Source organism: Pseudomonas sp. NPDC096925 (assembly GCF_044762545.1).
GTDB lineage: Bacteria > Pseudomonadota > Gammaproteobacteria > Pseudomonadales > Pseudomonadaceae > Aquipseudomonas.
The window spans coordinates 738,566-763,433 of the sequence record NZ_JBIWEM010000001.1; the positions used below are offsets into that span (position 1 = coordinate 738,566).

At 63.5% G+C, this 24,868-nt stretch carries 25 protein-coding genes; 8 read left to right on the forward strand and 17 right to left on the reverse strand.

The genetic code is table 11. The features are described from left to right. Window positions 1-108: 108 nt before the first annotated feature. Complete coding sequence (locus ACIQYU_RS03655; RefSeq protein ID WP_207829181.1) at window positions 109-1,071, forward strand: NAD(P)H-quinone oxidoreductase; 963 nt, start codon at window positions 109-111, stop codon at window positions 1,069-1,071. 123 nt (window positions 1,072-1,194) lie between these two features. On the opposite strand, the gene ACIQYU_RS03660 is transcribed toward ACIQYU_RS03655, so the two are convergent. The 6 genes from ACIQYU_RS03660 to ACIQYU_RS03685 all read right to left on the reverse strand — a co-directional run bounded on the left by ACIQYU_RS03660 (window position 1,195) and on the right by ACIQYU_RS03685 (window position 6,503). Then, entirely contained in the window at window positions 1,195-1,848 is a 654-nt protein-coding gene (locus tag ACIQYU_RS03660; protein WP_233687912.1) for an HAD family phosphatase, read from the reverse strand. Between the two features lie 13 nt (window positions 1,849-1,861). Next, a complete protein-coding gene (locus ACIQYU_RS03665; RefSeq protein WP_207829177.1) occupies window positions 1,862-2,851 on the reverse strand; it encodes an ABC transporter ATP-binding protein in 990 nt (329 codons plus the stop codon). 1 nt (window position 2,852) lies between these two features. Next, the gene (locus ACIQYU_RS03670) at window positions 2,853-3,647 is read right to left on the reverse strand and encodes an ABC transporter permease (protein WP_063911588.1); all 795 of its coding nucleotides are present in this window, start codon (window positions 3,645-3,647) and stop codon (window positions 2,853-2,855) included. Next, the gene (locus tag ACIQYU_RS03675; protein ID WP_207829175.1) at window positions 3,637-4,488 is read right to left on the reverse strand and encodes an ABC transporter permease subunit; all 852 of its coding nucleotides are present in this window, start codon (window positions 4,486-4,488) and stop codon (window positions 3,637-3,639) included. Before ACIQYU_RS03675 ends, ACIQYU_RS03670 begins: the two co-directional genes overlap by 11 nt. Continuing rightward, on the reverse strand, window positions 4,485-5,291 hold the full coding sequence (locus ACIQYU_RS03680) for an alkaline phosphatase family protein (RefSeq protein WP_063911590.1): 807 nt from the start codon (window positions 5,289-5,291) through the stop codon (window positions 4,485-4,487). The genes ACIQYU_RS03675 and ACIQYU_RS03680 overlap by 4 nt, the downstream gene beginning before the upstream one ends. Before the next feature lie 147 nt (window positions 5,292-5,438). Continuing rightward, a complete protein-coding gene (locus ACIQYU_RS03685) occupies window positions 5,439-6,503 on the reverse strand; it encodes an ABC transporter substrate-binding protein (RefSeq protein WP_233687911.1) in 1,065 nt (354 codons plus the stop codon). Window positions 6,504-6,830: 327 nt separating this feature from the next. Here ACIQYU_RS03685 and phnR point away from each other — a divergent pair, with 327 nt between their 5' ends. Next, window positions 6,831-7,544 (forward strand): phosphonate utilization transcriptional regulator PhnR, encoded by a 714-nt coding sequence (gene phnR, locus ACIQYU_RS03690; protein ID WP_063911592.1) that lies wholly within the window; start codon window positions 6,831-6,833, stop codon window positions 7,542-7,544. A gap of 100 nt (window positions 7,545-7,644) precedes the next feature. Here the strand turns inward: phnR and ACIQYU_RS03695 are convergent, their stop codons facing one another. The 7 genes from ACIQYU_RS03695 to minC form a co-directional block, all read right to left on the reverse strand. Then, a complete protein-coding gene (locus tag ACIQYU_RS03695; RefSeq protein WP_207829171.1) occupies window positions 7,645-9,774 on the reverse strand; it encodes a mechanosensitive ion channel family protein in 2,130 nt (709 codons plus the stop codon). A 44-nt stretch (window positions 9,775-9,818) separates the two neighbouring features. Then, complete coding sequence (locus ACIQYU_RS03700) at window positions 9,819-9,986, reverse strand: hypothetical protein (RefSeq protein ID WP_166674223.1); 168 nt, start codon at window positions 9,984-9,986, stop codon at window positions 9,819-9,821. A 187-nt stretch (window positions 9,987-10,173) separates the two neighbouring features. Next, complete coding sequence (locus tag ACIQYU_RS03705; RefSeq protein ID WP_207829169.1) at window positions 10,174-11,463, reverse strand: M18 family aminopeptidase; 1,290 nt, start codon at window positions 11,461-11,463, stop codon at window positions 10,174-10,176. Window positions 11,464-11,628: 165 nt separating this feature from the next. Then, complete coding sequence (locus ACIQYU_RS03710; RefSeq protein ID WP_011532730.1) at window positions 11,629-12,264, reverse strand: RluA family pseudouridine synthase; 636 nt, start codon at window positions 12,262-12,264, stop codon at window positions 11,629-11,631. A gap of 156 nt (window positions 12,265-12,420) precedes the next feature. Then, window positions 12,421-12,675, reverse strand: coding sequence for a cell division topological specificity factor MinE (gene minE / locus ACIQYU_RS03715; RefSeq protein ID WP_003252572.1), 255 nt, complete (start codon window positions 12,673-12,675; stop codon window positions 12,421-12,423). A 3-nt stretch (window positions 12,676-12,678) separates the two neighbouring features. Then, the gene (gene minD, locus ACIQYU_RS03720) at window positions 12,679-13,491 is read right to left on the reverse strand and encodes a septum site-determining protein MinD (protein WP_013971423.1); all 813 of its coding nucleotides are present in this window, start codon (window positions 13,489-13,491) and stop codon (window positions 12,679-12,681) included. Between the two features lie 101 nt (window positions 13,492-13,592). Continuing rightward, window positions 13,593-14,351: a septum site-determining protein MinC gene (gene minC / locus ACIQYU_RS03725; RefSeq protein ID WP_063911594.1), complete on the reverse strand. Its 759-nt coding sequence runs from the start codon at window positions 14,349-14,351 to the stop codon at window positions 13,593-13,595. A gap of 111 nt (window positions 14,352-14,462) precedes the next feature. Here minC and ACIQYU_RS03730 point away from each other — a divergent pair, with 111 nt between their 5' ends. Both ACIQYU_RS03730 and ACIQYU_RS03735 read left to right on the forward strand, forming a co-directional pair. After that, window positions 14,463-15,398 carry a lipid A biosynthesis lauroyl acyltransferase gene (locus ACIQYU_RS03730; RefSeq protein ID WP_063911595.1) on the forward strand — a complete coding sequence of 312 codons (936 nt, stop codon included), beginning with the start codon at window positions 14,463-14,465 and terminating at the stop codon, window positions 15,396-15,398. Between the two features lie 149 nt (window positions 15,399-15,547). Then, window positions 15,548-16,696: a patatin-like phospholipase family protein gene (locus ACIQYU_RS03735; protein ID WP_207829167.1), complete on the forward strand. Its 1,149-nt coding sequence runs from the start codon at window positions 15,548-15,550 to the stop codon at window positions 16,694-16,696. A 115-nt stretch (window positions 16,697-16,811) separates the two neighbouring features. Here ACIQYU_RS03735 and ACIQYU_RS03740 read toward each other — a convergent pair whose 3' ends face one another. Together ACIQYU_RS03740 and ACIQYU_RS03745 are read right to left on the reverse strand one after the other, a co-directional pair. Continuing rightward, window positions 16,812-17,636: a VacJ family lipoprotein gene (locus tag ACIQYU_RS03740; protein WP_207829158.1), complete on the reverse strand. Its 825-nt coding sequence runs from the start codon at window positions 17,634-17,636 to the stop codon at window positions 16,812-16,814. Continuing rightward, the gene (locus ACIQYU_RS03745; protein ID WP_046616718.1) at window positions 17,629-18,927 is read right to left on the reverse strand and encodes a serine/threonine protein kinase; all 1,299 of its coding nucleotides are present in this window, start codon (window positions 18,925-18,927) and stop codon (window positions 17,629-17,631) included. Before ACIQYU_RS03745 ends, ACIQYU_RS03740 begins: the two co-directional genes overlap by 8 nt. A gap of 190 nt (window positions 18,928-19,117) precedes the next feature. Between ACIQYU_RS03745 and ACIQYU_RS03750 the strand changes: the two genes are divergently transcribed. Next, on the forward strand, window positions 19,118-19,486 hold the full coding sequence (locus ACIQYU_RS03750; RefSeq protein ID WP_233687909.1) for a hypothetical protein: 369 nt from the start codon (window positions 19,118-19,120) through the stop codon (window positions 19,484-19,486). A 48-nt stretch (window positions 19,487-19,534) separates the two neighbouring features. Here the strand turns inward: ACIQYU_RS03750 and ACIQYU_RS03755 are convergent, their stop codons facing one another. Continuing rightward, window positions 19,535-21,100, reverse strand: a complete 1,566-nt coding sequence (locus ACIQYU_RS03755) for a beta (1-6) glucans synthase (protein WP_233687908.1) — start codon at window positions 21,098-21,100, stop codon at window positions 19,535-19,537. 197 nt (window positions 21,101-21,297) lie between these two features. Here ACIQYU_RS03755 and ACIQYU_RS03760 point away from each other — a divergent pair, with 197 nt between their 5' ends. The 3 genes from ACIQYU_RS03760 (at window position 21,298) to ACIQYU_RS03770 (ending at window position 24,375) form a co-directional block, all read left to right on the forward strand. Then, complete coding sequence (locus ACIQYU_RS03760; protein WP_233687907.1) at window positions 21,298-22,158, forward strand: glycine betaine ABC transporter substrate-binding protein; 861 nt, start codon at window positions 21,298-21,300, stop codon at window positions 22,156-22,158. A 244-nt stretch (window positions 22,159-22,402) separates the two neighbouring features. Then, window positions 22,403-22,714 (forward strand): DUF485 domain-containing protein, encoded by a 312-nt coding sequence (locus tag ACIQYU_RS03765; protein WP_003260090.1) that lies wholly within the window; start codon window positions 22,403-22,405, stop codon window positions 22,712-22,714. Further along, the gene (locus ACIQYU_RS03770; RefSeq protein WP_063911601.1) at window positions 22,711-24,375 is read left to right on the forward strand and encodes a cation acetate symporter; all 1,665 of its coding nucleotides are present in this window, start codon (window positions 22,711-22,713) and stop codon (window positions 24,373-24,375) included. Before ACIQYU_RS03765 ends, ACIQYU_RS03770 begins: the two co-directional genes overlap by 4 nt. 53 nt (window positions 24,376-24,428) lie before the next feature. Here the strand turns inward: ACIQYU_RS03770 and ACIQYU_RS03775 are convergent, their stop codons facing one another. Then, window positions 24,429-24,581: a DUF3309 family protein gene (locus tag ACIQYU_RS03775; RefSeq protein WP_013971433.1), complete on the reverse strand. Its 153-nt coding sequence runs from the start codon at window positions 24,579-24,581 to the stop codon at window positions 24,429-24,431. Window positions 24,582-24,868: the final 287 nt, after the last annotated feature.

Sequence of the window (24,868 nt, forward strand, 5' to 3'; positions counted from 1 at the left end):
AGGCCGTCTTTTCTGTTCACCGGTTGCAAAAAACCGGATGCATACTGCAAAAAGCCTGGGGACTTGGCGTTCCCAGGCTCGGTCATATGATTCAACTATGGAGGCACTGTGAAGGCATTGCAAGGCGTTGACGGACATGTGGCCTGGGTCGAGGCCGAACGCCCGACCTGCGACGCGGGCCAAGTGCGCATTCGCGTGGCTGCTGCGGGGCTGAACCGCGCCGATCTGCTGCAGATGAAAGGTTTGTACCCACCACCGCCAGGCGCCAGCCCGTACATGGGCCTGGAGTGTTCCGGCGTGATCGAAGAAGTGGGCGCCGGTGCCGACTGGCGCGTGGGTGACCGTGTTTGCGCGCTGCTGGCCAGCGGCGCCATGGCCGAGGAAGTGGTGGTCGATGCCCGCCACGTGCTGCCGGTACCCGAGGGCCTGAGCCTGCATGAAGCGGCGGCGTTGCCGGAAGTGTATGCCACTGCCTGGCTGAACATCTTCCAGCTGGGTGGCGTGAAAGCTGGCGAGAAGGTGCTGGTGCACGCTGGCGCCAGCGGCGTTGGCTCGGCCGCGATCCAGCTGTGCAAGGCGTTCGGCAGCCCGGTGTGGGTCAGTGTCGGTTCGCAGGACCGCCTGGCCTACTGCGAGGCGCTGGGCGCTGCCGGTGGCGTGGTACGTAACGAGAACCTGGAGGCGCTGGAAGGTTTCGGCCCGTTCGATGTGATTCTCGACCCGGTGGGTGCCAGCTACGGCGAGCTCAACCTCAAGCTGCTGGCCCGTGACGGCCGCTGGGTGATCATCGGCCTGATGGGCGGGCGCAAGTTCGAGCTGGACCTGGCACAGGTACTGGGCAAGCGTCTGGAGATTACCGGTTCCACGTTGCGCAACCGCGATGACGGCTTCAAGGCCGAGCTGCTGCGCGAGTTGCAGCAGCAGGTGTGGCCGCTGTTTGCCGAAGGGCGCCTGTCGCCGCAACTGGTGGATACCTACCCGGTGGAGTTTGCCCAGGCGGCGTATGCCGAGCTTGAGACCAACCAGGTGTCGGGCAAGCTGGTGATGGTGATAGACCCTGGCTTGGCGTAGGCAGGCCCGGCCTCTTCGCGGGTAAACCCGCTCCCACAGGGATTACCACAGGCTTGAAAACTGTGTGGTCCCTGTGGGAGCGGGTTTACCCGCGAAAGGGCCGGTGCAGGCGATGCGATTACCTCAGGCCCAGCTCAGGATCGGCCACTTGTTGATCTCGGCATGCTCCCGCAACACCGCATCCGGGTTCACCACATGCGGATGATCCACCTTCAGCAACAGTGGTAAATCATTCCGCGAATCGGAATAGAAACTTGCCCCCTCCAGGTTCTCCTGCTCCTGGTCCAGCCACTCCAGCAACCGCGTGATCTTCCCTTCGCGATAGGTCAGTACCCCATGGGTGTTGCCGGTATACACCCCGTTCACCGCCTCCAGCTCGATCGCCAGGTACTCGTCCACCCCCAGCCGCGCCGCAATCGGCCCGACCAGGTGCGTACCCGAAGCCGAAATGATCAGGATGCGATCCCCGCGTTTGCGGTGCTCGGCAATGCAGCGGCAGGCGTCGCCGTAGATGATCGGCTCGATCACCTCTTCGACCCATGGCTCCACCAGGTGCTCGACCTCTTCCAGGGTACGCCCGGCAATCGGCTCCAGGCTGAAGGCCATGTACTCCTCCATGCGCAGGTGGCCCCTGCCGTAGGCTTCCATCAGTTCATGGTCGCGGCGCAGGAATGCCTTGCCGTCGACCCAGCCCAGCCGGGCCATCTGCTCACTCCACAGCGACGCGCAGTCGCCATGGATCAGGGTTTCATCCAGATCGAAAATTGCCAGTGCCATGTGTTGATGCTCCTTAGGCCACTTCCCGTAGCGCCGTGGGGTCGATCGACAAGCTTACCCGTTGCCCGTCCGCATGCAGGTCGGCCGGTGAGCGGTTGAGCACGTCGACCACCAGTTCCACCTCGCGCACCTGCACCCGGTAGCGGATCACGTTGCCCAGCAGGCTGTGGCTGCGCACTTCGGCGTCCAGTTCGCCGTTGATACCCAGGGTGATCGACTCGGGGCGGATCGCCAGGCGGCTGGCCACCGGACGTTGCAGCAGGCGGCTGGCGCTGTCGGCGTCGAGCAGGTTGTAGTTGCCGATGAAGCCGGCGGCAAACAGGTCCACCGGCGCGGTGTAGAGGGTTTCGGCATCGCCGCTCTGGACGATGCGCCCCTGGTTCATCAGGAAGATGCGGTCGGACAGGGTCAGCGCCTCTTCCTGGTCGTGGGTGACGAAGATGGTGGTCAGCCCCAGCTCACGCTGGATGGCGCGGATCTGCTCGCGCAGGTGCTTGCGGATGCGCGCATCCAGTGCCGACAGCGGCTCGTCGAGCAGCAGCAGGCGCGGACGGGTGACCAGTGAGCGGGCCAGGGCCACGCGCTGGCACTGGCCGCCGGACAACTGGTGCGGGTAGCGCCCGGCGAAGTTGCCCAGCTCCACCAGTTCCAGCGCCTCGCGCACCCGGGCCTGGCTTTCATCGGCCTTGACCTTCTGCATGCGCAGACCGAAGGCGACGTTCTGCTCCACGGTCATGTTGGGGAACAGCGCGTAGCTCTGGAACACCATGCCAATGCCGCGCTTTTGCGGGCTCAGCGGCACGATGTCATGGCCGTCGAGGAGGATCTGCCCACTGTCCACCGGGGTCAGCCCGGCGATGCAGCGCAACAGCGTGGACTTGCCGCAACCGGACGGGCCAAGCAGGGTGACGAACTCGCCCCGTTCGATATGGCAGTCGATGTTCTCGAACACCGGGCTGCCGGCGTAGCTTTTTTGCAGTTTCTGTACGCTGACGAAGCTCATGTCAGGTCTTGTCCTTGTTCAGGCGGTTGGCGACCCAGGTCAGTACCAGCACGAAGGCGAAGTACGAGATCACCAGCGCGCTGTTGAAGTGGCCGCTGCTGTTGCGCATGTTGTTCAGGTACACCTGCAGGGTCTCGTAGCGGGTACCGACCAGCAGGTTGGCGAACACGAACTCGCCGAACAGGAACGAGAACGACAGCAGCAATGCCACCATCAGGCCCTTGCGCAGGTTCGGCAGGACCACCAGCAGCGCCGCCTGCCAGGTGTTGGCGCCCAGCAGCTGGGCGGCGTCCATCAGGTCGCGCAGGTTGATCGCCTGCAGGTTGTTGGTGATGGCCCGGTACATGAATGGCAGGGCGATGGTGAAGTAGCAGCCGATCAGGATCCACGGTGTACCGACCATGGCCATGGGGCCGCTGCCATACAGCTGCAGCAGCCCCACCGACGACACCACCGGCGGCACCGCGAACGGCAGCAGGATGAGGATGTTCATCAGTGCATCGAGCCTGGGGAAGTGGTAGTGCACCACGAACAGCAGCGGCAGGATCAGCACCACTGACAGCAGCAGCGCGCCCACGCACACCAGCAGCGACTGGCCGAAGGCAGCCAGGAAGCGCGGCTCGCTCCACAGCGCGATGTACCACTTGAAGGTCAGACCGCTGGGCAGCAGGCTGGCCGACCAGCTGGTGGCCAGCGAGTAGAGCAGGGTGCCAGCCAGCGGCAGCAGCAGGATGAGGAACAGCAGGTAGACCACGACGCGGTGGTACCAGCCGCCGGAACGGGCGTCAGCGCGCATGGTAGCTCCTTTTCAGCAGCCATTGATGCACCACCGTGACCAGTGTCATCAGCCCCACCAGGACCATCGCCAGGGCGCTGGCCAGGTTGGGGTCGAGGCTGATGTCACCGGCTACCAGGCCGGCGATGCGGATCGGCAGTACGTTGAAGTTGCCGGTGGTCAGCGCGTACACGGTGGCGTAGGCACCGAGGGCGTTGGCCAGCAGGATGACGAAGGTGCCCAGCAGTGCCGGGGTCAGCACCGGCAGGCCGATGTGCCGCCAGAACTGCCAGTGGCTGGCACCCAGCAGCGCAGCCGACTCGCGCCAGTCTTCACGCAGGGCGTCGAACGCGGGGTACAGCAGCAACACGCCAAGCGGGATCTGGAAATAGGTGTACACCAGGATCAGCCCGCTCTTGGAATAGATGCTGAAGTCTTCCAGCAGGCCGACCTGCTTCAGCAGCAGGGTCAGTGCGCCGTTGAAACCGAGCAGGATGATGAAGGCGAAGGCCAGCGGCACCCCGGCGAAGTTGCTGGTCATGTTGGCGAAGGCGCTGACGAAGTCGCGCAGCTTCGAGTCCACCTGGCGCAGCGAGTAGGCGCCGACCGTGGCGATGACGATGCCGAACAGGCTCGACCAGAAGCTGATCTCCAGGCTGCGTTGCAGGGCCTGCAGGTAGAACTTCGAGGCGAACACCTTGCTGAAGTTGTCCACGCCCCAGCCCGCTTCCGATTGCAGGCTGTTGATCGCCACCCAGGCCAGCGGGGCGATCTGGAAGATGACGAAGAACACGGCGAACGGTAGCAGGCAGAGCAAGGCCAGGTAGCGGCCACGGGTGCTGCTGCTCTTGGCTGTAGTCACTTCAGCAGCTCCCGGCAGACGCTCTTGTCATGTGGCGCGCCGAGCAGCTCGCAGATGGTCCCGCACAGCTCGGTCTGCAGCGGTTTGGCTGCCGGGTCCAGGCTGAAGGCATCGCCGAAGACGAACAGCGGCACTTCGCGCTCCTCGGCCAGCAGGCCATTGTGCGAGCGGTCGTTGTTCATGCCGTGGTCGGCGGTGACCAGTACCTGGTAGCCTTCCTCAAGCCAGTCTGGCAGGTAGTCGGCCAGCAGGATGTCGGCGCTGCGCGCGGCGTTACGGTACTGGCTGCTATCCAGACCATGGCGGTGGCCGATGTCGTCGATACTCATCGGGTGCACCAGCAGGAAGTTGGGGGCGTGGCGGCGGCGCAGGTATTCGCCATCGGCCAGCAGGTGCGAATCGGGGTAACGGTCGTCCCAGTAGAACAGCCCGTGCTGAATCGGCAGCTTCGGCGCGTGGGTATGGCGGTCGCGCTGCGGGTCGAAGGGCGAGCGGTTGTACAGCTCGCTGATCCAGTGATAGGCCGCCGCCGCAGTGCCCAGGTTGGCCTCGCGGGCGTAATGGAACACGCTGCGCTGGTTGGACAAGCGGTTGACGTTGTTGTGCACGATGCCGCTGTCGATTGGTGGTACACCGGTGAGGATGCACTCGTACAGTGGCCGCGACAGCGACGGCAGTTCGCATTCCACGCGGTACAGCGCGGCACGGTCGGCCTCGACGTAGGCGTGCAGGTGGCCCATGGCGTGGTGGGCGACCTGGTAGTTGAGGCCGTCGAGCAGGACCAGGATGACGTTGTGTTGCATGGTGGCTCCAGTCATAAACCGCGTTGGCTTCTTCGCGGGTAAACCCGCTCCCACAGGGTCATGCGCCAGCCTTGAGACGCGTGCTTTACCTGTGGGAGCTGGTTTACCCGCGAAAGGGCCCGTCCAGGCGCTAGAGAAGCTAGCCCCTTACTCCATCTCGATGATCACCTGCTCCTGCCACATCTGCGGCAGTTTCTTCGAGCTCGCTTCCCAGGCCTCGGCATTCTTGATCGGCTGCGCGGCCTTGTACTGTTCGTTGGGCAGCAGCTTGGCCTGCACGTCTTCCGGCAGCTTCAGGTGCTCGGCACGGATCGGCCGTGCATGCCCTTTGGCCAGGTTGATCTGCCCGGCGTCGCTGAAGATGTATTCACGGGCCAGCTTGGCCGCATTCGGGTGCTTGGCGTACTTGTTGATGATGGTGGTATAGCCGGAGATCACCGAGCCATCCGACGGGATCAGTACGTCGAAACGCTTGGGGTCGATCTGTTCACGGTAGCTCAGGCCGTTGAAGTCCCACACCACGCCCACTTCCACCTCGCCCTTTTCCAGGGTCTGGATGGTCGGGTTGGCCAGCGACAGGCGCTTCTGCTGGGCCAGCTTGGTGAACAGTTGCAGGCCCGGCGCCAGGTTGGTTTCGTCACCCTTGTAGGCGATCGCCGCAGCCAGCACGCCGTTGGCGGCCTGGGCGGCGGTGCCGACGTCACCGATGGCGACCTTGTACTTGCCTTTTTCCAGGTCATGCCACGAGGTTGGCCGCTCACCTTCCTTGACCAGGTCCTTGTTGATGATGAAGGCGATGGTGCCGGTATAGGCCAGCGCCCAATGGCCGTCCTTGTCCTTGGCCCAGGTCGGTACCTGGTCCCAGGTGCTCGGTTTGTATGCCTGGCTCACGCCCTTGCTCACGGCGATCGGGCCGAAGGCGGCACCCACGTCGCCGATGTCGGCGCTGGCGTTGTCCTTCTCGGCTTCGAACTTGGCGATTTCCTGGGCCGAGCTCATGTCGGTGTCGCTGTGCTTGAGGCCGTACTTGCTGGCCAGGTCTTCCCAGGTGCCTTTCCAGTTGGCCCAGGCGTCGGGCATGCCCACGCTGTTGACAGTGCCTTCCTTGCGGGCGGCGTCTTCCAGGGCCTTGAGGTCGGTGCCGGCGGCCATGGCCGTGGTACACAACGCGATGGCCGAACCGAGCAGTGACGCCATGAAGAACTTTTTCATCCGAAGCTCCTTTGGGTGGGTGCCTTTGCGATCGTTGTTCTGGGTAAAACCGTTGCAAGCCGTTGACTGGCACCTTTGGTCTAGGTCAGCAAACCTTGAGCCAAGGTAGGCCGCTTGCATGACAGTTTGATGTAGGGAAGGGCCGGTGAAGGCCCTGAAGCTACAGCGTAGACCACGCAACCAACCCGGTTCTGCTGGCTTGGCGCGTTTCTGGTAGTGTCTGGCCAAAGCCTTTGTCACAGGATGTTCATCAGCCCTGCCTAGGCTTGCACTATTCTCCACATGCCCTGTGATGGGGCTGGACTAGTCCAGATAGGTAACCTTTCGATGCAGTCGATGCCACCGCGTGCGGTAACAGCCATCTGCCATGCCTTGCAGGAGCAGATCGAGCACGGCCTGCTGGCGCCGGGCGGCAAGCTGCCGGCCGAGCGCAGGCTCAGCGAGGTGTTCGATACCACGCGCATTACCCTGCGTGAGGCGCTGGTGCAGCTGGAAGCCCAGGGGCTGATCTATCGCGAAGAGCGCCGTGGCTGGTTCGTCGCGCCCGAGCGGCTGACCTACGACCTGATCGAGCGCAGCCACTTCCATGCCATGGTCCGTGACCAAGGGCGGGAGCCCAGTACCGAACTGTTGTCGGCGCGGCTGCAGCCGGCCTCGGCGGCCATCTGTGCGCGCTTGCAGCTGCCAGCGTTGTCCAGCGTGGTGCGTATCTGCAGGTTACGGCGGATCGATGGTCGGGCGGTGCTGTATGCCGAGCACTACCTCAACCCCCGGTACTTTCCGGAGATTCTCGAACAGGACCTGGCGCAGTCGCTGACCGAGATTTATGGGCGGGTGTATGGCATCCAGTATGGGCAGGTGTGCTTCGAGATCTTGCCGACGGCGTTGCCGGTGGAGGCGGCCAGTGCCTTGAAGGTATCGGCGGGAAGCCCGGGGTTGCATATCACCCGGGTCAACAGTGACCAGCATGGGCACCTGATCGACTGTGACCTGGAGTATTGGCGGCATGATGCCATCCGCATCCGCGCTCAGGCTGGATGAAATGTTGGCCTCTTCGCGGGTAAACCCGCTCCCACAGGGACCGCACAGGTTTCAGCCTTTGCGCAGTACTTGTGGGAGCGGGTTCAGCCGCGAAGAGGCCCTAACTGGAGGAACCGGCAGTCACTACCTGCACTGACAACCTTGGCGTTGCCAAATCCAGCCCGGCCTCATCCAGCTGCCGCTTCAACGCCAGGTTGAACGCCCGCGAAACCTCCCACTGCTTGATCGGTGCGGTCTTGAACCGCGCCCGCAAGATCGCCGAACCCGACTCGAAGCTCTCCACCCCCTGCAGCTCCAGCGGCGACCAGATGTTGCGGCGCATCAGCGGGTCGTTGCGCAGCTTCTGCCCCACCTCGCGAATCAGCGTGATCGCCTGGTCGATGTTCATGCTGTGCGGGATCGCCACGCGGAAGATCGCGTAGCCGAACTCGCGCGAGTAGTTCTTGATGCTCTTGATCTCGCTGAACGGGATGGTATGCACGATGCCGTCGATATCCCGCAGGCGCACGGTACGGATGGTCAGTCCCTCCACCGTGCCCAGGTGCCCGCCCACATCCACGTAGTCGTCGATGGCCAGCGAGTCCTCGATGATGATGAACAACCCGGTGATCAGGTCGGCCACCAACGACTGCGCACCAAAGCCGATGGCCAGGCCGATCACACCGGCACCGGCCAGCAGCGGGGTGACGTTCATGCCCATGTTGGCCAGGGCGACGATCACCGCGATGATGAAAATGACCACGAACATCACGTTGCGGATCAACGGCATCATGGTTTGCGCGCGGGCGTTGGCCAGGCCCCGGCGCGAACGCACCAGGGCGTGGTGCACGGCGGTGTCGGCCAGGATCCACACCAGCCAGGCGACGATCAGCGTGCCGGCCAGGCCCAGCAGGCGCACGCTGATGTCGTGGCCGTCGCCCTCGGCGAAGCCGATCATCGACAGGCCCCACACGCGCAGGCCCAGCTCGATGAACACCAGCCAGATGAACAGGTGCACCAGCAGGTAGCCGAAGTTGCGCAGGCGTTCGGCGTACACTGCCTGGCGCTTGCTGGCGCGCTTGGGGTTGGCGGCGTGGCGGCGCACCAGGCCGTTGAGCACCATGCACACCACCACCAGCACCGTGCACATCAGCGACTGGCGCAGGGCGGTGCTGGTATCGCCGGCCGAGATGAAGGTAGCGAACAGCGAAATCGCCACCAGGATCAATGCCGGCACGAACCAGAAGCTGCCGAGGATCTCGATGGTGTCGCTGAGGGTGCGCCGGGTCAGGCGCCGTGACAGCGGCTGGTTGCGGATCAGGTGGGCGATCGGGCGGCGGAAGCGCAGAATGAACAGCCCGGTGCACAGCGCCGCAATCACGTTGGCCAGGGTGGCCAGGGCGTGGGCCAGGTGGGTGCCGAGGGCGACAGTCAGGCGCGGGTCGCTCATCGCTTCGCCAAACGCGGCGAAGCTGCCGATCAGCCACAGCGGGCGGAACGCCTGGTGGCGCAGGATGTGCAGGGCGCGGTGGCGGTGCGGGCCGTCGAGCAGCGAGAAGGCGATCACGCAGATGGCCGAGAAGCAGGTGCCGACCACCAGCGCGTAGGCCAGCACCATGGCCAGCGATTTGCCCAGTGACGGTGGTAGCACGACGCTCAGGTACACGGTGAACACCAGTGCCACCAGCCACGGGCCCAGCTTGCGCAGGGCAAAGCGCACCAGGTCCCAGGTGCGCGGGTGCTGCGGCAGTTCCTCGCTCAGGCCAAAGCGCAGGCGTACCCGGTGGCCGACCCAGTTGAAGGCGTAGGCCAGCACGCTCCAGACGGCGATGACGGCGGCAAAGCCGAACAGGATGGCCGGCCACTGGTGTACCGGCACCATCAACTCGGTCAGTTCGGCCTGGGCCTGTTCGATTTCCGCGGCCCAGCGATGGAACGGGCTGGCATCGCCGCTGAACTGTTTTTCGAAGTCATTCAGGGCGCCGCCGATCAGGCCGAGCACGCCCTGTTCGACGGTGGGTTGCGATTGCCTGGTGGCGTCGCGCAGTTTTTTCAGGTCGGCCAGCAGCTTGGCCCGCTGCTGGTCGTTTTCCAGGTTCTTGATCACCTCGTCCAGCGACTTGCCCAACGGTTCGGTCGCTTCCGGCTGTGCGGGCGCACTGCCGCCAAGCAGGCCGGGCAGGCCAGCGGCCTGTACCGGGGTGACAAACAGGAACAGCAGCAGGAAAAGGCAACGCAGAAGGGCAGGCACTGGCAAAACTACCTCAGGTCAAACGATTGACCGAGTGTAGAGGTTCACGACGGCAGTTGCTCCAGGATTTTCCAGCAGGTGAGGCCGAAGATCCCCAGCGTGCCGACCCACATCATCAGTACGCCGATGTTGCGCTCGCGCAGGCTGAAACCGATGGTCAGCAGCATCAGGAACAGGAACACCGGCACGAACAGGGAAAGGAACGGGGACATGGACAGCAATCCTTTTGCAGTGGGGCCATGTAACAAGCATAGCGGGTGGCAGGCGAAGCGGGATTGACCTTGAGCAGGCCTGGCCTCTTCGCGGGTAAACCGCTCCCACAGGTACCGCACAGCTCCTGAAGGTTGTGCGGTCCGTGTGGGAGCGGGTTTACCCGCGAAGAGGCCGGGCCTGACTACATCAAGGCAGCTCGCGGCTACGGTAGAAGGCGCTCAGCACTTTCACCAGGTGCGCCAAGTCATGGCTACCGCACAGCTCGCGAATCGAATGCATGGCAAAGGTTGGCAAGCCGATATCCACCGTACGCACGCCCAGGTGGCTGGCCGCAATCGGACCGATGGTCGAGCCACAGCCCATGTCGCTGCGCACCACAAAGCTCTGCACCGGCACTTCCTCGGCCATGCACAGATGGCGGAAGAACCCGGCGGTCTCGCTGTTGGTGGCGTAGCGCTGGTTGTTGTTCACCTTGATTACCGGCCCGGCGTTGAGCTTGGGCCCGTGGTTGCCGTCGTGCTTGTCGGCGTAGTTGGGGTGCACGCCGTGGGCGTTGTCGGCCGACACCATCAGCGAGCGCTGGATGGTGCGCACGTAGGCGTCACCATCCGGCAGCAGGCGCTGCAGGGTCTGCTCCAGCATCGGGCCGTCGGCACCACAGGCCGAGCAGCTGCCGACTTCTTCATGGTCGTTGCACACCAGTACGCAGGTTTCGTCGCTGTCGGCGGCCAGCAGGGCCTGCAGGCCGGCGTAGCACGACAACAGGTTGTCCAGGCGCGCACCGGCGATGAAGTCGCCGTTCAGGCCGACCAGGGCGGCGTCCTGGGTGTCGTAGAAGCTCAGCTCGTAATCCAGCACCACGTCGGCGATCAGCTCGTGCTCGCGGGCCAGTTGCTCGGTGAGCAGGGCGCGGAAATCGATGCGCTCGTCACCCGCCACCTGGGCCAGGATGGGCGGCAGCTCGTTCTGCGGGTTGATCGCCCAGCCTTCGTTGGCGGTGCGGTTGAGATGGATGGCCAGGTTGGGGATGATCGCGATCGGCAGCTTGAAGTCGATCAGCTGGCTTTCGACCTTGCCGTCACGGCGATAGGTGACCCGGCCGGCCAGCGACAGGTCGCGGTCGAACCATGGCGCCAGCAAGGCGCCGCCATACACTTCTACACCCAGTTGCAGGAAGCCCTGGCGCTGCAGTTCAGGCTGCGGCTTGACGCGCAGGCACGGGCTGTCGGTGTGGGCACCGACCATGCGGATACCGTTCAGCAGTGGGGCTTGCTTGCCCAGCTTGATGGCGATGATCGACGAGTCGTTACGGGTGACGTAGTAGCGACCGCCAGGCACTGTGGCCCAGCTGTCGCGCTCGTCCAGGCGCTGGTAGCCGGCAGCTTCCAGGCGCTGGGCCAGGCTGGCGGTGGCGTGGAAGGGCGTGGGGGAGGCCTTGAGGAAGTCGATAAGGCCAGAATTCAGTGCGTCGCGCATAGCTCACTCCAGACAGCAGTGGCGCGAGTTTAGCGTATTAAGTCGACAAATTGTGTCTGCCTCTTCGCGGCTGCAGCCCCACAGGTACTGCACAACCCTCGAAAGCGGTGCGGTCCCTGTGGGAGCGGCTTTAGCCGCGAAGAGGCCAGTACAGGCTGTACACATTCAGAAGGGCGCAGGGCACTCGAACTTCAGCCGCTCCCCGGACACCGGGTGGGTAAAGCTCAGCATCGAGGCATGCAGGCACAACCGCTCATGGGCCGCCAGTGCCTCGGGGTTGGCATACAGCCGGTCGCCCAGCAGCGGGTGCCCGATCGACAGCATGTGCACGCGCAACTGGTGCGAGCGCCCGGTAATCGGTGTCAGTTCTACCCGGCAGTAATCACCGCAGCGCTCGACGATGCGCCAGAAGGTCAGCGCGTGCTTGCCCTGTTCGTGGTCCACCACATGCCGTGGCTTGGTCGGCGGGTCGTAGCGCAGCGGCAGGTCGATGCTGCCGCTGTCCAGCGCCGGTTGGCCCCAGCACAGCGCGGTGTAGGCCTTTTCGGTTTCGCGGTCGTGGAACTGGCGCGACAGCTCACGGTGGCTGTCGGCATCCCGGGCCAGCAGGATGATGCCAGAGGTTTCCCAGTCCAGGCGGTGCACGATCAGCGCGTCGGGGTAGCCGTTTTCCTGCAGGCGGGTGATCAGGCAGTCCTTGTTGTCCTCGGCGCGGCCGGGTACCGACAGCAGCAGGGTCGGTTTGTTGATCACCAGGATGGCGGCGTCTTCGTGCAGGATCTGGATGTTGGACAGCGGCATTGCTTGGTCTCGGTTATATCGGGGAAAACACTGGGGCCGCTTTGCGGCCCATCGCCGGCAAGCCAGCTCCCACAGGTACAGCGCGAACCCTGTGGGAGCTGGCTTGCCGGCGATGGGCTGCAAAGCAGCCCCAATGATCCAGGCCTGGTCGCGAAATCAGCGATCCGGCAAGGTGATGTTCAGCTCCAGAATCGAGCAGCTACCCTGGTTTTCCAGCTCGATATGCACATCATCGTTGCCGATGTTTACATATTTGCGGATCACTTCCAGCAGTTCTTTCTGCAGCGCTGGCAGGTAGTCCGGTTCGCTGCGTTGGCCGCGCTCGTGCGCCACGATGATCTGTAGACGCTCTTTCGCTACCGACGCGCTGGTCTGTTTCTGTCTGCCACGAAAGAAGTCAAAAAGGTTCATGGTTTACTTGCCTCCAAACAGGCGCGCGAAGAATCCTTGCTTCGGCACTTCGATGAACCGCAGGGGCTTTTCTTTGCCCAGCAGACGGTCGACGGTATCGCTATAGGCCTGGCCGGCATCGCTCTGGTCGTCGAGGATGACCGGGATACCCTGGTTGGAAGCCTTGAGCACGGCCTGGCTCTCGGGGATCACACCCTTGAGCTTGATCGCCAGGATTTCTTCGACGTCGGCGATGCTCAGCATTTCGCCCTTTTCCACGCGCTCCGGGTGGTAGCGGGTGATCAGCAGGTGTTCCTTGATCGGCTCTTCGCCATTCTCGGAGCGGCGCGACTTGCTCGACAGGATGCCCAGCATGCGGTCGGAGTCACGTACCGAGGACACCTCGGGGTTGGTGACCACGACGGCTTCGTCGGCAAAGTACATGGCCAGGTGTGCGCCTTTCTCGATACCGGCTGGCGAGTCGCAGATGACAAAGTCGAAGTCTTTCTTCAGCTCCATCAGGACCTTTTCCACGCCTTCCTGGGTCAGCGCGTCCTTGTCACGGGTCTGGCTGGCGGCCAGCACGTACAGGTTCTCGAGGCGCTTGTCCTTGATCAGGGCCTGTTGCAGGTTGGCTTCGCCGTTGACCACGTTGACGAAGTCATACACCACGCGGCGTTCGCAGCCCATGATCAGGTCGAGGTTACGCAGGCCCACGTCGAAGTCGACGATGACGGTCTTGTGGCCACGCAGTGCGAGGCCGGTACCAATGGCGGCGCTGGTAGTGGTCTTGCCCACCCCCCCCTTGCCGGAAGTAACCACGATAATCTTGGCCAAGGTGTTTCACCCCTAAAATAATCGGGACACAAGTCCCTGCAAAAATACAAAAAAATGGCAACGGTAAGAAAAGTTGCACTAAAAATGCTGGCAAGTATCCGTTAAAGACGGGTGATGTTCAACACGTCGCCAGACAGGCTGACTTGCACACCGGTGCCCCACAGCGGGTCGCGGCGCAGGTCTTCGCAGACCTTGTACTGGCCGGCGATGGAGACCATTTCGGCGGTCATCTGCTGGCAGAAGATACGTGCCTTGGTATTGCCTTTGATGCCGGCCAGGGCGCGGCCGCGCATGGCGCCGTACACATGGATGTTGCCATCGGCCAGAAGTTCCGCCCCCGGGCTGACCGAACCGGTCACCACCAGGTCGCCGCCCTGGGCATAGATCTGCTGGCCGCCACGTACTGGCGAAGTGATGATGCGGGTCGGGCGCACCTCGGGTTCAAGGATCGGCGGCGGGACCGGGGCCGGCTCGGGCTTCTTCACCTCGGGCTCGGGCTCCAGCGGCCGTTCGCGGGCGCCGGATGGTGGCAGCACCGGCAGGTCGATGGCGATGGCCGCGGCGATGTCTTCGATACGGCTGGCACGGATGGCCAGGGTGCGCAGGCCGTGGTGGCGGCAGATCCGCATCAAGCCGGGCAGGTCGATTGCCCCTTCGCCGGCCGGCAGCTTGTCCAGCGCCAGCACCAGCGGCGTGTTGCTGAAGAAGTTCGGTGCCTGGGCGACTTTGGCCGCCAGTTGGCGGTCGAGGGCCTCAAGGTCATTGCGCGCCAGCTCCAGCACTGTAATGGCGAGCATGCTGCCCTTGAGCTGGAACACGGAGGCGGTATCGGGTGTGTGGTTTGGGCTCATGGTCTGCATAGACGGCTTGTTGCGAAAAAAGTGCCCTGACTTATAACGATAAGACCGGTTGCCCGCAACATGCGCTGATCCGTTGTAGAATGCGCGGCCTTTGTCTTTCCGGAAGCTTCAATGGAACGCCCGCGTTTTCGTCCCTATTTCCTTCACCCACGTTTCTGGGGCCTGTGGTTGGGCCTGGGCCTGCTGTGGCTGGTGGTCCAGTTGCCGTACCGGGTCCTGTTGAAAGTCGGTGCCGCGCTGGGTGCGGTGATGTACCGCTTTGCCGGTGAGCGGCGGCGCATTGCCGCGCGCAACCTGGAACTGTGCTTCCCGGAGCTGTCGGTCGACGAACGGCAGCGTCTGCTCAAGGCCAACTTCGCCTCCACCGGTATCGCCTTCTTCGAAATGGCCATGAGCTGGTGGTGGCCCAAGGCCCGGCTGGCGCGCCTGGCCCATGTCGAGGGGCTGGAGCACCTGCAGGCCGCCCAGCAGGCGGGGCAGGGTGCCATCCTGATGGCGGTGCACTTCACCACCCTGGAAATCGGCGCCGCGCTGCTCGGCCAGCAGCACACCATCGACGGCATGTACCGCGAGCACGGCAACCCGCTATTCGACTTCATCCAGCGCAGCGGCCGCGAGCGGCATAACCTCGACTCGCTGGCGGTGGAGCGCGAGGATGTGCGCGGCATGCTCAAGCTGCTGCGTTCGGGCCGGGCGATCTGGTACGCACCGGACCAGGACTACGGCGCCAAGCAGAGCCTGTTCGTGCCGCTGTTCGGCATCCCGGCGGCGACGGTGACGGCCACCACCAAGTTTGCCCGGTTGGGCAAGGCGCAGGTGATTCCGTTCACCCAGAAGCGCCTGGAAGATGGCAGCGGCTATCGTCTGGTGATCCACCCGCCGTTGGCGGACTTCCCCGGGGAGAGCGAAGAGGCGGACTGCCTGCGCATCAACCAGTGGGTCGAAAGCGTGTTGCGCGAATGCCCCGAGCAGTACCTGTGGGCGCATCGCCGGTTCAAGTCGCGGCCCGAAGGGGCGCCGCGGCTGTATGACAAGAAGAAGCGTTGAATCTTGTTTTGCCTGTGCCGGCCTATTCGCGGGTGAACCCGCTCCCACAGGTTCTCCACAGGCCCTGAAGGCTTTGTAAGACCTGTGGGAGCGGGTTTACCCGCGAAAGGGCCGGCACTGACAGCACATCAACCCCAGGAAGGACTCCTATGGCGCCACCCCCGGTAACCGGTCTCATCCTTTCTGGCGGCGGCGCCCGCGCCGCCTACCAGGTCGGCGTGCTGGCCGGCATTGCCGAGTTGCTGCCCGCCGGCGCGCACAACCCGTTCCCGGTCATCGTCGGTACCTCCGCCGGCGCCATCAACGCCGTCACCCTGGCCAGCGGCGCCACCCATTTCAGCGAAGCCGTACAACGGCTCACCGCCTTCTGGCAGAACTTTCGCAGCCATCTGGTGATCCGCAGCGACTGGCCCGGCGTGGTCCGCCAGGCCAGCCGCTTCGTCGGCCACAACCTGCTGGGCCTGGGTGGCCCGGCGCCGGTGGCGCTACTGGACAGCAGCCCATTGCGCGGCCTGCTGCAGGCGCACCTGAACCTGGACGGCATCGCCCACTCCCTGGCCGCCGAGCAACTGCGCGCCGTCGCAGTGACCGCCTTTGGCTACGAATCCGGCCAGGCGGTGACTTTCTACCAGGGCCGCGGCACCATCGAAGCCTGGTTGCGCCACCGCCGCATCGGCATGCCCACGCCGTTGACCATCGACCACCTGCTGGCCAGTGCGGCCATCCCGCTGCTGTTCGCCCCGGTGCGGCTGGGCGACGAATATTTCGGTGATGGTGCGGTACGCCAGTCGGCGCCGATCAGCCCAGCCTTGCACCTGGGCGCCAGCCGGGTACTGGTCGTCGGGGTCAGTGGCAACCCGCAGCGGCCGGCGCCACCGTTGCCGACCCAGCGCGTGTTCAGCGGGCAGCAGCCGAGCCTGGCGCAGATCGGCGGGCACATGCTCAACAGCACGTTCATTGACAGCCTGGAAGATGATATCGAGCTGCTGCAGCGCCTGAACCACCTGAGCCACCTGTTGCCGGCGCACCTGGATGCCCGGCGCCTGGGCCTGGCGCCTATCGACGTGCTGGTGGTGGCGCCCAGTCAGCCGCTGGACGAGATTGCCGCGCGGCACCGGCGCGAGTTGCCGGCGGCGTTGCGCGTGTTCCTGCGTGGGCCGGGGGCGACGCGTACCAGCGGGGCGGGGGTGTTGAGCTATTTGCTGTTCGAGGCCAGTTACTGCAGCGAGCTGATAGAGCTGGGGCGAAAGGATGCCTTGGCCAAGAAGCGGGAGCTTTGCCAGTTCCTGGGGACTTGATGTTGCCAGTGCCGGCCTCTTCGCGGGTAAACCCGCTCCCACAGGGATCGCACAATACCTGAGGGTGGTGCAGTCCCTGTGGGAGCGGGTTTACCCGCGAAGAGGCCTGGCCTGCCTACTCGGCTATCTGCAGCTTGCGCGCCTGGGTATACACATACCGCACCTTCTCGTACTCGAACGGCGAGTTGAGCTGGCCATAGCGGAATTTGGTGCTGTAGCGCTTGTCCACCACACGCAGGACGGAGATTTCCGGGTGGTCGCTGCTGGCTTCGGCCACATTCAGGTAGTTGATCGCCTGTTCACCCGCATAATCCACCACCAGCCCGGTGGTATCGCGCAGGTTCGACGGCCCCAGCACTGGCAGCATCAGGTACGGCCCGTCCGGTACGCCGTAGAAGCCCAAGGTCTGGCCGAAGTCTTCACTTTGCCGCGGCAGGCCCATGCTGGTAGCCGGGTCCCACAGCCCACCCACGCCGATGATGGTGTTGAACATCAGCCGTGCGGTGATCTCCGCCGAGCGCTTGGCCTTCAACTGCAACACGCTGTTGAACAGGTTCGGCACGTCGCCCAGGTTGTTGAAGAAGTTGGTCACCCCGGTGCGCACGAAGCGCGGCGTGACGTACTGGTAGCCGCTTACCATGGGCAGCAGCACCCATTGGTCCAGGCGGTAGTTGAAGTGATAGACGCGCCGGTTGATCGACTCCAGCGGGTCGTACACGTTCAGTGCCTGCAGGGTAGAGCGCTCGAACTCGCGCTGGTCCAGCCCCGGGTTGAATTTCAGCTCGCGCAGCGGGTCGAGGAAACCATCGGCCTCGGGCGCCAGTGGTGCTTCGGTAACTTGCGGGTCGGCTTCGACCACGCTGGCCCGGGGGGCGGTTTCGGCGGCCAGGGCATGGCCGGTGGCGAACAGGGCAGTGGCGAAGAGGAGTTTGTTAACCACGGAAGAACTCCAGCATGGCGTCACTGTTGACGCGGTAATTGAGGTTGCCGCAATGGCCGCCGTGGGGGTAAAGGGTCAGGCGCTCACCGAATACCTTGCGCAGGAAGCCGATGTCGCCGGGGCCGAGGATGACGTCGTCGGCGTTGTGCATCACGGCGATCTTGTCGCTGCTGCTCAGGTAGTCCTCCAGCGCATACAGGCTGACCTGGTTGACCAGTTGCAGGATGCTGTTGCCATCGGTGCGGGCGCGCCACATGGGGATGACCTGCTCGGTCATGTAGCAGTCGAAGTCGCACTGCAGGGCACGCTTGAAGAACGGCGTGAGGCTGCTGCCTTCGGTGATCGGGAACTTCGGCGGAATGATCAGGCCGCGGCGGTTGATCAGGTCGGAGGTGAAGGCAATGTCGGCCGCCGAGAAGCGGAACGAGGTGCCGATCAGCATGGCCATCTGCTCGTTGGACAGGTGCTGGCGCGACTGCTGGAAGTCGTACAGCAGGGCTTCATTGAGGTCGATGTAGCCCTTTTCCTGGAAGTAGCGGGTCAGCTTGGCCAGCATCAGCTCGTAGAAGGTAGTGCTGCGGTCGATACCCTTGACCTGGGTCTGTACCAGCTTGTCGAGGTTGTTGATCGAGGTGTACAGGTTGACCGGCGGGTTCAGCAGCAGCACGCGCTTGAAGTTGAAGCTGCGGCGGGTTTCGTCCAGGTGGCTGACGAAGGCCGCGTCGAGTGCGCCCAGGCTGTAGCCGGTGAGGTAGAACTCGCTGATTGGCAGGCGCGGGTGCTGGGCGCGCACGGCCTGCATCACCCGGTACATGTCTTCGGCATCCTCCTGGCTGACGCCGGGGGTGGCGAAGCGCGAGGCGGCGCTCATGAAGTCGTAGCTGGTGGGCGACGACAGCTGCACCACGTGGAAGCCGGCCTGGTAGAACAGCTTTTTCAGGTATTCGTTGATGCTGCTGGTGTAGGGCGCACCGGTGCCGGCGATGATGAAGATCAGCGGTGCCTCGTGGTCCTGGCGGGCCAGGCGGTACTTGAGTTTTTTCACTGCCCAGAAGTTGTCGGGCAGGGTGAACTCACGGTCCGGGCGCAGATTGAGGCTGTAGTCGGACTGGCTGATTTCGTCATCGTCGGGCAGGGTGGGGCGCTGGTCTGGCGGCGTGGTGGCGATGGTTGCCTCGAACGGGTTGGTCAAGGGGTAGCCATAGCTCGCGGCGTCGATATCCCGCGCCGAAGCGGCCACAGCCATGAGCAGGCCGCCGAGCAAGGCAGCGAGGCGCAAAGATCGAAGCATGTAATCCCCCAGAAGAACGCAAGGTCGAGCAGTGTGCAGGCTAGGACCACAGCGGACCGGGCAAAGTTGCCAAGTGCGGTGGTCTTTGGTGTGCTTGTTAACTGCAACATAGCTGCAGAGATGTGATTTTGCCTTACAACAGGGCATAAGCGATCATGGATGCTTTCGATTACCGCTATTGGAGAACTGGATGTCTCGTTCGCTGCCGGCTGCGCTGCTTTTGCTGTTTCTGGGGCTGTGGCTTGCTGCCAGTTATGGCGTGCGCTACGGGCTGATGGAAGACGGGCAATGGGTTGGGCTGTGCACGGCGCCGGTGGCGTACTGGCAGTGTGAGGTGCGGTCGTTGCTGGGGTTGGGCATTCATCATCAGGTGATGGCCTGGAGCGGGCTGGCGCTGGCGCTGCTGGCGCAGGTCGTTGCTGGCCGTAGCGGCTGGTGGCTGGCAGTGGTGGCGTTGGTGTTCGCAGTACCGGCGCTGGTGCTGTATACCGCCAGCATTGCTGTGTTCGCGCTGGTGCTGGCGGGGTTGCGGTTGGTCAGGCAAGCGCGGCGTGGCTGACAGGGAGATGCCTTGGTTGTTGTGCCCCTGCCGACCCCACCCTAATGCTCAAGCCGGTCGCAATCGCAAGCTCCGCCACAAGGCAGCCGTCATCAGCACACTCACCCCGGCCCACCCCCAGGCCTGCTGGTTCTCCAGCCCTTCCACAAACAACTGCGGCGCCACCCCGGCACCGACGATGAACGCCAGCAACGCCACCTCCGCCCGCGGCGCCCGCACCGGCCACCGTGCAAACACCAGCGCCGGCAGCGCCAGCGCTGCGCTGGGGAAGCTGCGATAGCGTGGGTCGAACACCATCGCCAGCATGCTGACCGCTGCGGCAAAACCTGCCGCCAGCAACAACCAGCCGGCCCGCGCCTGCAGCCAGGCGTACAGGCGCTCGCGCCAGCCCGTGCGCCGCGCCAGGGCCAGCACGGCATGGGCCAGTACCAACAGGTTCAGCCCCGCCAGCAGCAGCGCCCACAGCCATTCCCCGGCAAACCGCGCATGGGTGCGCATCAGCTCGCCCCAAAGCCCCAGGCAAGCGACACCAAACGCCGCCAGCAACGGCAGCAATATGGCCGCTGTCGGGGTGGCAGGGCGCCCGGCAAGCATCAGCATCAGCACCATCAGCACGGCACCGGCCAGCAACCATTGCGGCCAGTTAGGCAGGTTGCTCACCGGCCCTTCAAGTACGCCCTTGTCCTGCCGGTCGGCATCGTAAAGCCCCCAGTAACCACCGACCGCCCCTTCATTGGCGCGCTTCCATGGCTGGTCGAACGCCTCGATCAGGTTGTAATGCCAACCGTTGTTTTCGGCCATGGCCACAAACCCACGAATGAAGCGCGCCTCGTTGACCCGGCTGGGCTCCGCGGTCTCGCGCTGGCGGCCTTCGCTGGGCCAGCCGGTTTCGCCGATCAGAATGTCCTTGGGCGCGAAGCGCGTGCCAAACACCCGGCGCACATCGGCGACGTGGGCCAGGGCTTCGTCGATGCCTCGCGGGTCGTCTTCCCAGTAAGGCAGCAGGTGGATAGTCAGGAAGTCCACCGCAGGTGCCACCTGCGGGTGCTGCAACCAGAATTCCCACACATCGGCGTAGGTTACCGGCACCTTGACCTGGCTTTTCACCCGGGCGATCAGCGTGGCCAGGTGCGCGCCGGTTACTTCCTTGCGAAGCAGCGTCTCGTTGCCGACGATCACCGCGCTGACCACGTCGGGGTTGGCGTTGGCGGCGGCGATCAGCAGGTCGATTTCTTTCTCGGTGTCTGCCGGGTGGGCATTGACCCAGGCACCCAGCATCACTTTCAGGCCATGCTTGCGCGCCAGCGCCGGGATCGCCTCAAGACCGGTCTGGGAATAGGTACGGATGCACTGAAAACGCTCGGCCAGCAACGCCAGGTCGGCATCCATGCGTGCCGGGCGCAGGCGCAACGGCTGGTCGTAGGGCGACTGGTCCTTGTCGAACGGGGTGTACGAGGCGCATTGCAACTTGTGTGTCGGGCTGGCCGCGTCGGGCAGTTGCACCGGCTTGCCAAGCCCGTACCAGAGCCCTCCGAGCCCGAGCAGGGCGAGCAGGCAGGCAAGCAGGTACAACGGCAGCAGCAGGCGGGTAGAACTGGGCATCGGGCGGTCCATCGTCAGGCGCAAAAGGGTAGATAGTAGCCCGGCGCCAAACCTTTGGCATGCAAGGATCGCGCAGGTCGGCGTACGCCGATGCCGCTAATGGCATAGTGCTGTCGCATATGGGGCGGCTACAGGTCGTAGCTGGAGCAGGTCGACTATTGTTGCAGGACGATGATGCAAATTCCGAGACCTGACGAGGGGATGCTTTGATGGCTGCTATTACAAGAATGCGACGTTTCCTGGGTGTGGGCACCGCCATGGTACTGGCCATGAGTGCGGCACAGGCAATGGCCAAAGAAGTAAGCATTGGTTACGTGGATGGTTGGGCTGACAGCGTGGCGACCACCAACGTGGCCGCCGAAGTGATCAAGCAGAAACTCGGTTACGACGTGAAGTTGCAGGCCGTGGCCACCGGGATCATGTGGCAGGGCGTGGCAACCGGCAAGCTCGATGCCATGTTGTCGGCCTGGTTGCCGGTGACCCATGGCGAGTACTGGGCCAAGAACAAGGACAACGTGGTCGACTACGGCCCGAACTTCAAGGACGCCAAGATCGGCCTGATCGTCCCCGAGTACGTCAAGGCGGTGAGCATCGCCGACCTCAAGACCGACGACACCTTCAAGCAGAAGATCGTCGGCATCGACGCAGGCTCCGGCGTAATGCTCAAGACCGACCAGGCCATCAAGGACTACGACCTGAGCGGTTACAAGCTGCAGGCCAGTTCCGGCGCGGCGATGACTGCGGAACTGGGCCGTGCCTATGCCAAGCAGCAGTCCATTGCAGTGACTGGCTGGGTACCGCACTGGATGTTCGCCAAGTGGAAGCTGAAGTTCCTCGAAGACCCGAAAGGCGTGTATGGCGCCGCGGAAACCGTGAACAGCATCGGCAGCAAGGAACTGGCGACCAAGGCCCCGGAAGTGGCGGAGTTCCTGAAGAAGTTCAACTGGCAGTCGAAGGACGAGATTGGCGAAGTGATGCTGGCGATCCAGGAAGGCGCCAAGCCTGAAGCGGCGGCCAAGGACTGGGTGGCCAAGCACCCTGATCGTGTGAAGGAGTGGACTGGCAAGTAACAACCTGTCAGGACCAGTTTTGCTGCTTCGCGGGTAAACCCGCTCCCACAGGGATATCCACAGTCTTCAGGCTTGTGCACATTCCTTGTGGGAGCGGGTTTACCCGCGAAGAGGCCATCACTTTGTTACGCAACCGGTAAAACACCGTTGCATCTAAGACTAAGGTCGTCTGGTTGGCGTCCGATAGCCGCATAAAGTAAGGGTCGTGGGTTCCACCCCTATCTGTGCTGCTAGGACAAAAACAATGAACGACAGCATTTACCTCTCGATACAAAACAGCCCCCGCTTCAAGGAGCTGGTCACCAAACGCGAACGGTTCGCCTGGATTCTCTCGGCGATCATGCTCGGCCTGTACTGCGCCTTCATCCTCCTGATCGCCTACGGTCCTCAGATCCTGGGCACCAAGCTCAGCCCTGAGTCATCGATTACCTGGGGTATTCCCCTGGGCGTCGGCCTGATCGTCTCGGCATTCGTCCTGACCGCCATCTACGTACGCCGTGCCAACGGCGAATTCGATGAGCTGAACAAGGCCATCCTGAAGGAGGCGCAACAATGATTCGCCATGCCAAAGCCCTGGCCGTACTGGCCTGCGGAGCCTTCGCACCCGCCGTGTGGGCCGCCGATGCCCTGACCGGCGAGGTGCAGAAGCAACCGCTGAACGTTTCCGCGATCGCCATGTTCGTGGCTTTCGTCGCCTTCACCCTCGGCATTACCTACTGGGCCTCCAAGCGCAACAAGTCGGCGTCGGACTACTACGCCGCCGGTGGCAAGATCACCGGCTTCCAGAACGGCCTGGCGATTGCCGGTGACTACATGTCGGCTGCCTCGTTCCTGGGTATTTCCGCACTTGTGTTCACCTCTGGCTACGACGGCCTGATCTACTCGATCGGCTTCCTGGTCGGCTGGCCGATCATTCTCTTCCTGATCGCCGAACGCCTGCGCAACCTGGGCAAATACACCTTCGCCGACGTGGCCTCGTACCGCCTCGGGCAGAAAGAAATCCGCACCCTGTCGGCCTCCGGCTCGCTGGTGGTAGTGGCCTTCTACCTGATCGCCCAGATGGTCGGTGCTGGCAAGCTGATCGAGCTGCTGTTCGGCCTGGACTACCATGTGGCGGTGATCCTGGTGGGTATCCTGATGTGCCTGTACGTACTGTTCGGCGGCATGCTGGCCACCACCTGGGTACAGATCATCAAGGCCGTGCTGTTGCTGTCCGGTGCCAGCTTCATGGCGCTGATGGTGATGAAGCACGTGGGCTTCGATTTCAACACCCTGTTCTCCGAAGCGATCAAGGTGCACGCCAAGGGCGAGGCGATCATGAGCCCGGGCGGCCTGGTCAAGGACCCGATCTCGGCGTTCTCGCTGGGCCTGGCACTGATGTTCGGTACTGCCGGCCTGCCGCACATCCTGATGCGCTTCTTCACCGTCAGTGACGCCAAGGAAGCGCGCAAGAGCGTGCTGTACGCCACCGGCTTCATTGGCTACTTCTACATCCTCACCTTCATCATCGGCTTTGGCGCCATCCTGCTGGTCAGCACCAACCCGGACTTCAAGGACGCCGCTGGCGCTCTGCTGGGCGGTAACAACATGGCCGCGGTGCACCTGGCCAACGCCGTGGGTGGCAGCGTGTTCCTCGGCTTCATCTCGGCGGTGGCCTTCGCCACCATCCTGGCGGTGGTTGCCGGCCTGACCCTGGCCGGTGCCTCGGCGGTGTCCCACGACCTGTACGCCAGTGTATGGCGCAAGGGCAAGGCCAACGACAAGGACGAGATCCGCGTGTCGAAGATCACCACCGTTGCCCTGGGCGTGCTGGCGATCGGCCTGGGCATCCTGTTCGAGAAGCAGAACATCGCCTTCATGGTCGGCCTGGCGTTCTCCATCGCGGCCAGCTGCAACTTCCCGGTACTGCTGCTCTCGATGTACTGGAAGAAGCTGACCACCCGCGGCGCCATGATCGGCGGCTGGCTGGGCCTGGTGAGTGCGGTGACGCTGATGATCCTCGGCCCGACCATCTGGGTACAGATCCTCGGCCACGAGAAGCCGATCTACCCGTACGAGTACCCGGCGCTGTTCTCCATGGCTATTGCCTTCGTCAGCATCTGGTTCTTCTCGGTCACCGACAAGTCCAAGGCTGCTGAAGACGAACGTGCGCTGTTCTTCCCGCAGTTCGTGCGTTCGCAGACTGGCCTGGGGGCTTCGGGGGCTGTTTCGCACTGATCCTTCCGGCAATAAAAAAACCGCGCTTCGGCGCGGTTTTTTTGTTTTCGCCGCTAGATCATGCCTAGCAGCAACAACACCAACAGGACAACCAGCACCACGCCGATGATGCCGGACGGGCCGTAGCCCCAGCTGCGCGAGTGCGGGAAGACCGGTAAGCCACCAATCAGCAGAAGGATCAGGATGATGATGAGGATCGTGGTCATGACGGAGTCCTTGCGTGGTTGAAGGTCAAGGGCCTCGGACTGCTGGCCTCTTGCAAGTAGGGACTAGTGGGGGGTGTAAAAAATTCCATTTGAGTGGTTGCTTGGGCCGGCCTCTTCGCGAGTAAACCTGCTTCCACAGGATCATCACAGGCCTGTGGGTTGCGCTGTCCCTGTGGGAGCGGGTTTACCCGCGAAGAGGCCGGAACTGACCACACAATCATGCCCTTCCATTCACTACCCTGATGAACCCTGCCTGCCCCCGAGGCCTTGATTAGACTTGTTGCTCA

Coding starts and splice junctions, on each gene's coding strand:
- ACIQYU_RS03660 (WP_233687912.1), bottom strand. CDS start 1,848: ATGGCACTGGCAATTTTCGATCTGGATGAAACCCTGATCCATGGCGAC.
- ACIQYU_RS03665 (WP_207829177.1), bottom strand. CDS start 2,851: ATGAGCTTCGTCAGCGTACAGAAACTGCAAAAAAGCTACGCCGGCAGC.
- ACIQYU_RS03670 (WP_063911588.1), bottom strand. CDS start 3,647: ATGCGCGCTGACGCCCGTTCCGGCGGCTGGTACCACCGCGTCGTGGTC.
- ACIQYU_RS03680 (WP_063911590.1), bottom strand. CDS start 5,291: ATGCAACACAACGTCATCCTGGTCCTGCTCGACGGCCTCAACTACCAG.
- ACIQYU_RS03685 (WP_233687911.1), bottom strand. CDS start 6,503: ATGAAAAAGTTCTTCATGGCGTCACTGCTCGGTTCGGCCATCGCGTTG.
- phnR (WP_063911592.1), top strand. CDS start 6,831: ATGCAGTCGATGCCACCGCGTGCGGTAACAGCCATCTGCCATGCCTTG.
- ACIQYU_RS03700 (WP_166674223.1), bottom strand. CDS start 9,986: ATGTCCCCGTTCCTTTCCCTGTTCGTGCCGGTGTTCCTGTTCCTGATG.
- ACIQYU_RS03705 (WP_207829169.1), bottom strand. CDS start 11,463: ATGCGCGACGCACTGAATTCTGGCCTTATCGACTTCCTCAAGGCCTCC.
- ACIQYU_RS03710 (WP_011532730.1), bottom strand. CDS start 12,264: ATGCCGCTGTCCAACATCCAGATCCTGCACGAAGACGCCGCCATCCTG.
- minE (WP_003252572.1), bottom strand. CDS start 12,675: ATGAACCTTTTTGACTTCTTTCGTGGCAGACAGAAACAGACCAGCGCG.
- minC (WP_063911594.1), bottom strand. CDS start 14,351: ATGCAGACCATGAGCCCAAACCACACACCCGATACCGCCTCCGTGTTC.
- ACIQYU_RS03730 (WP_063911595.1), top strand. CDS start 14,463: ATGGAACGCCCGCGTTTTCGTCCCTATTTCCTTCACCCACGTTTCTGG.
- ACIQYU_RS03735 (WP_207829167.1), top strand. CDS start 15,548: ATGGCGCCACCCCCGGTAACCGGTCTCATCCTTTCTGGCGGCGGCGCC.
- ACIQYU_RS03745 (WP_046616718.1), bottom strand. CDS start 18,927: ATGCTTCGATCTTTGCGCCTCGCTGCCTTGCTCGGCGGCCTGCTCATG.
- ACIQYU_RS03750 (WP_233687909.1), top strand. CDS start 19,118: ATGTCTCGTTCGCTGCCGGCTGCGCTGCTTTTGCTGTTTCTGGGGCTG.
- ACIQYU_RS03755 (WP_233687908.1), bottom strand. CDS start 21,100: ATGGACCGCCCGATGCCCAGTTCTACCCGCCTGCTGCTGCCGTTGTAC.
- ACIQYU_RS03760 (WP_233687907.1), top strand. CDS start 21,298: ATGGCTGCTATTACAAGAATGCGACGTTTCCTGGGTGTGGGCACCGCC.
- ACIQYU_RS03765 (WP_003260090.1), top strand. CDS start 22,403: ATGAACGACAGCATTTACCTCTCGATACAAAACAGCCCCCGCTTCAAG.
- ACIQYU_RS03770 (WP_063911601.1), top strand. CDS start 22,711: ATGATTCGCCATGCCAAAGCCCTGGCCGTACTGGCCTGCGGAGCCTTC.
- ACIQYU_RS03775 (WP_013971433.1), bottom strand. CDS start 24,581: ATGACCACGATCCTCATCATCATCCTGATCCTTCTGCTGATTGGTGGC.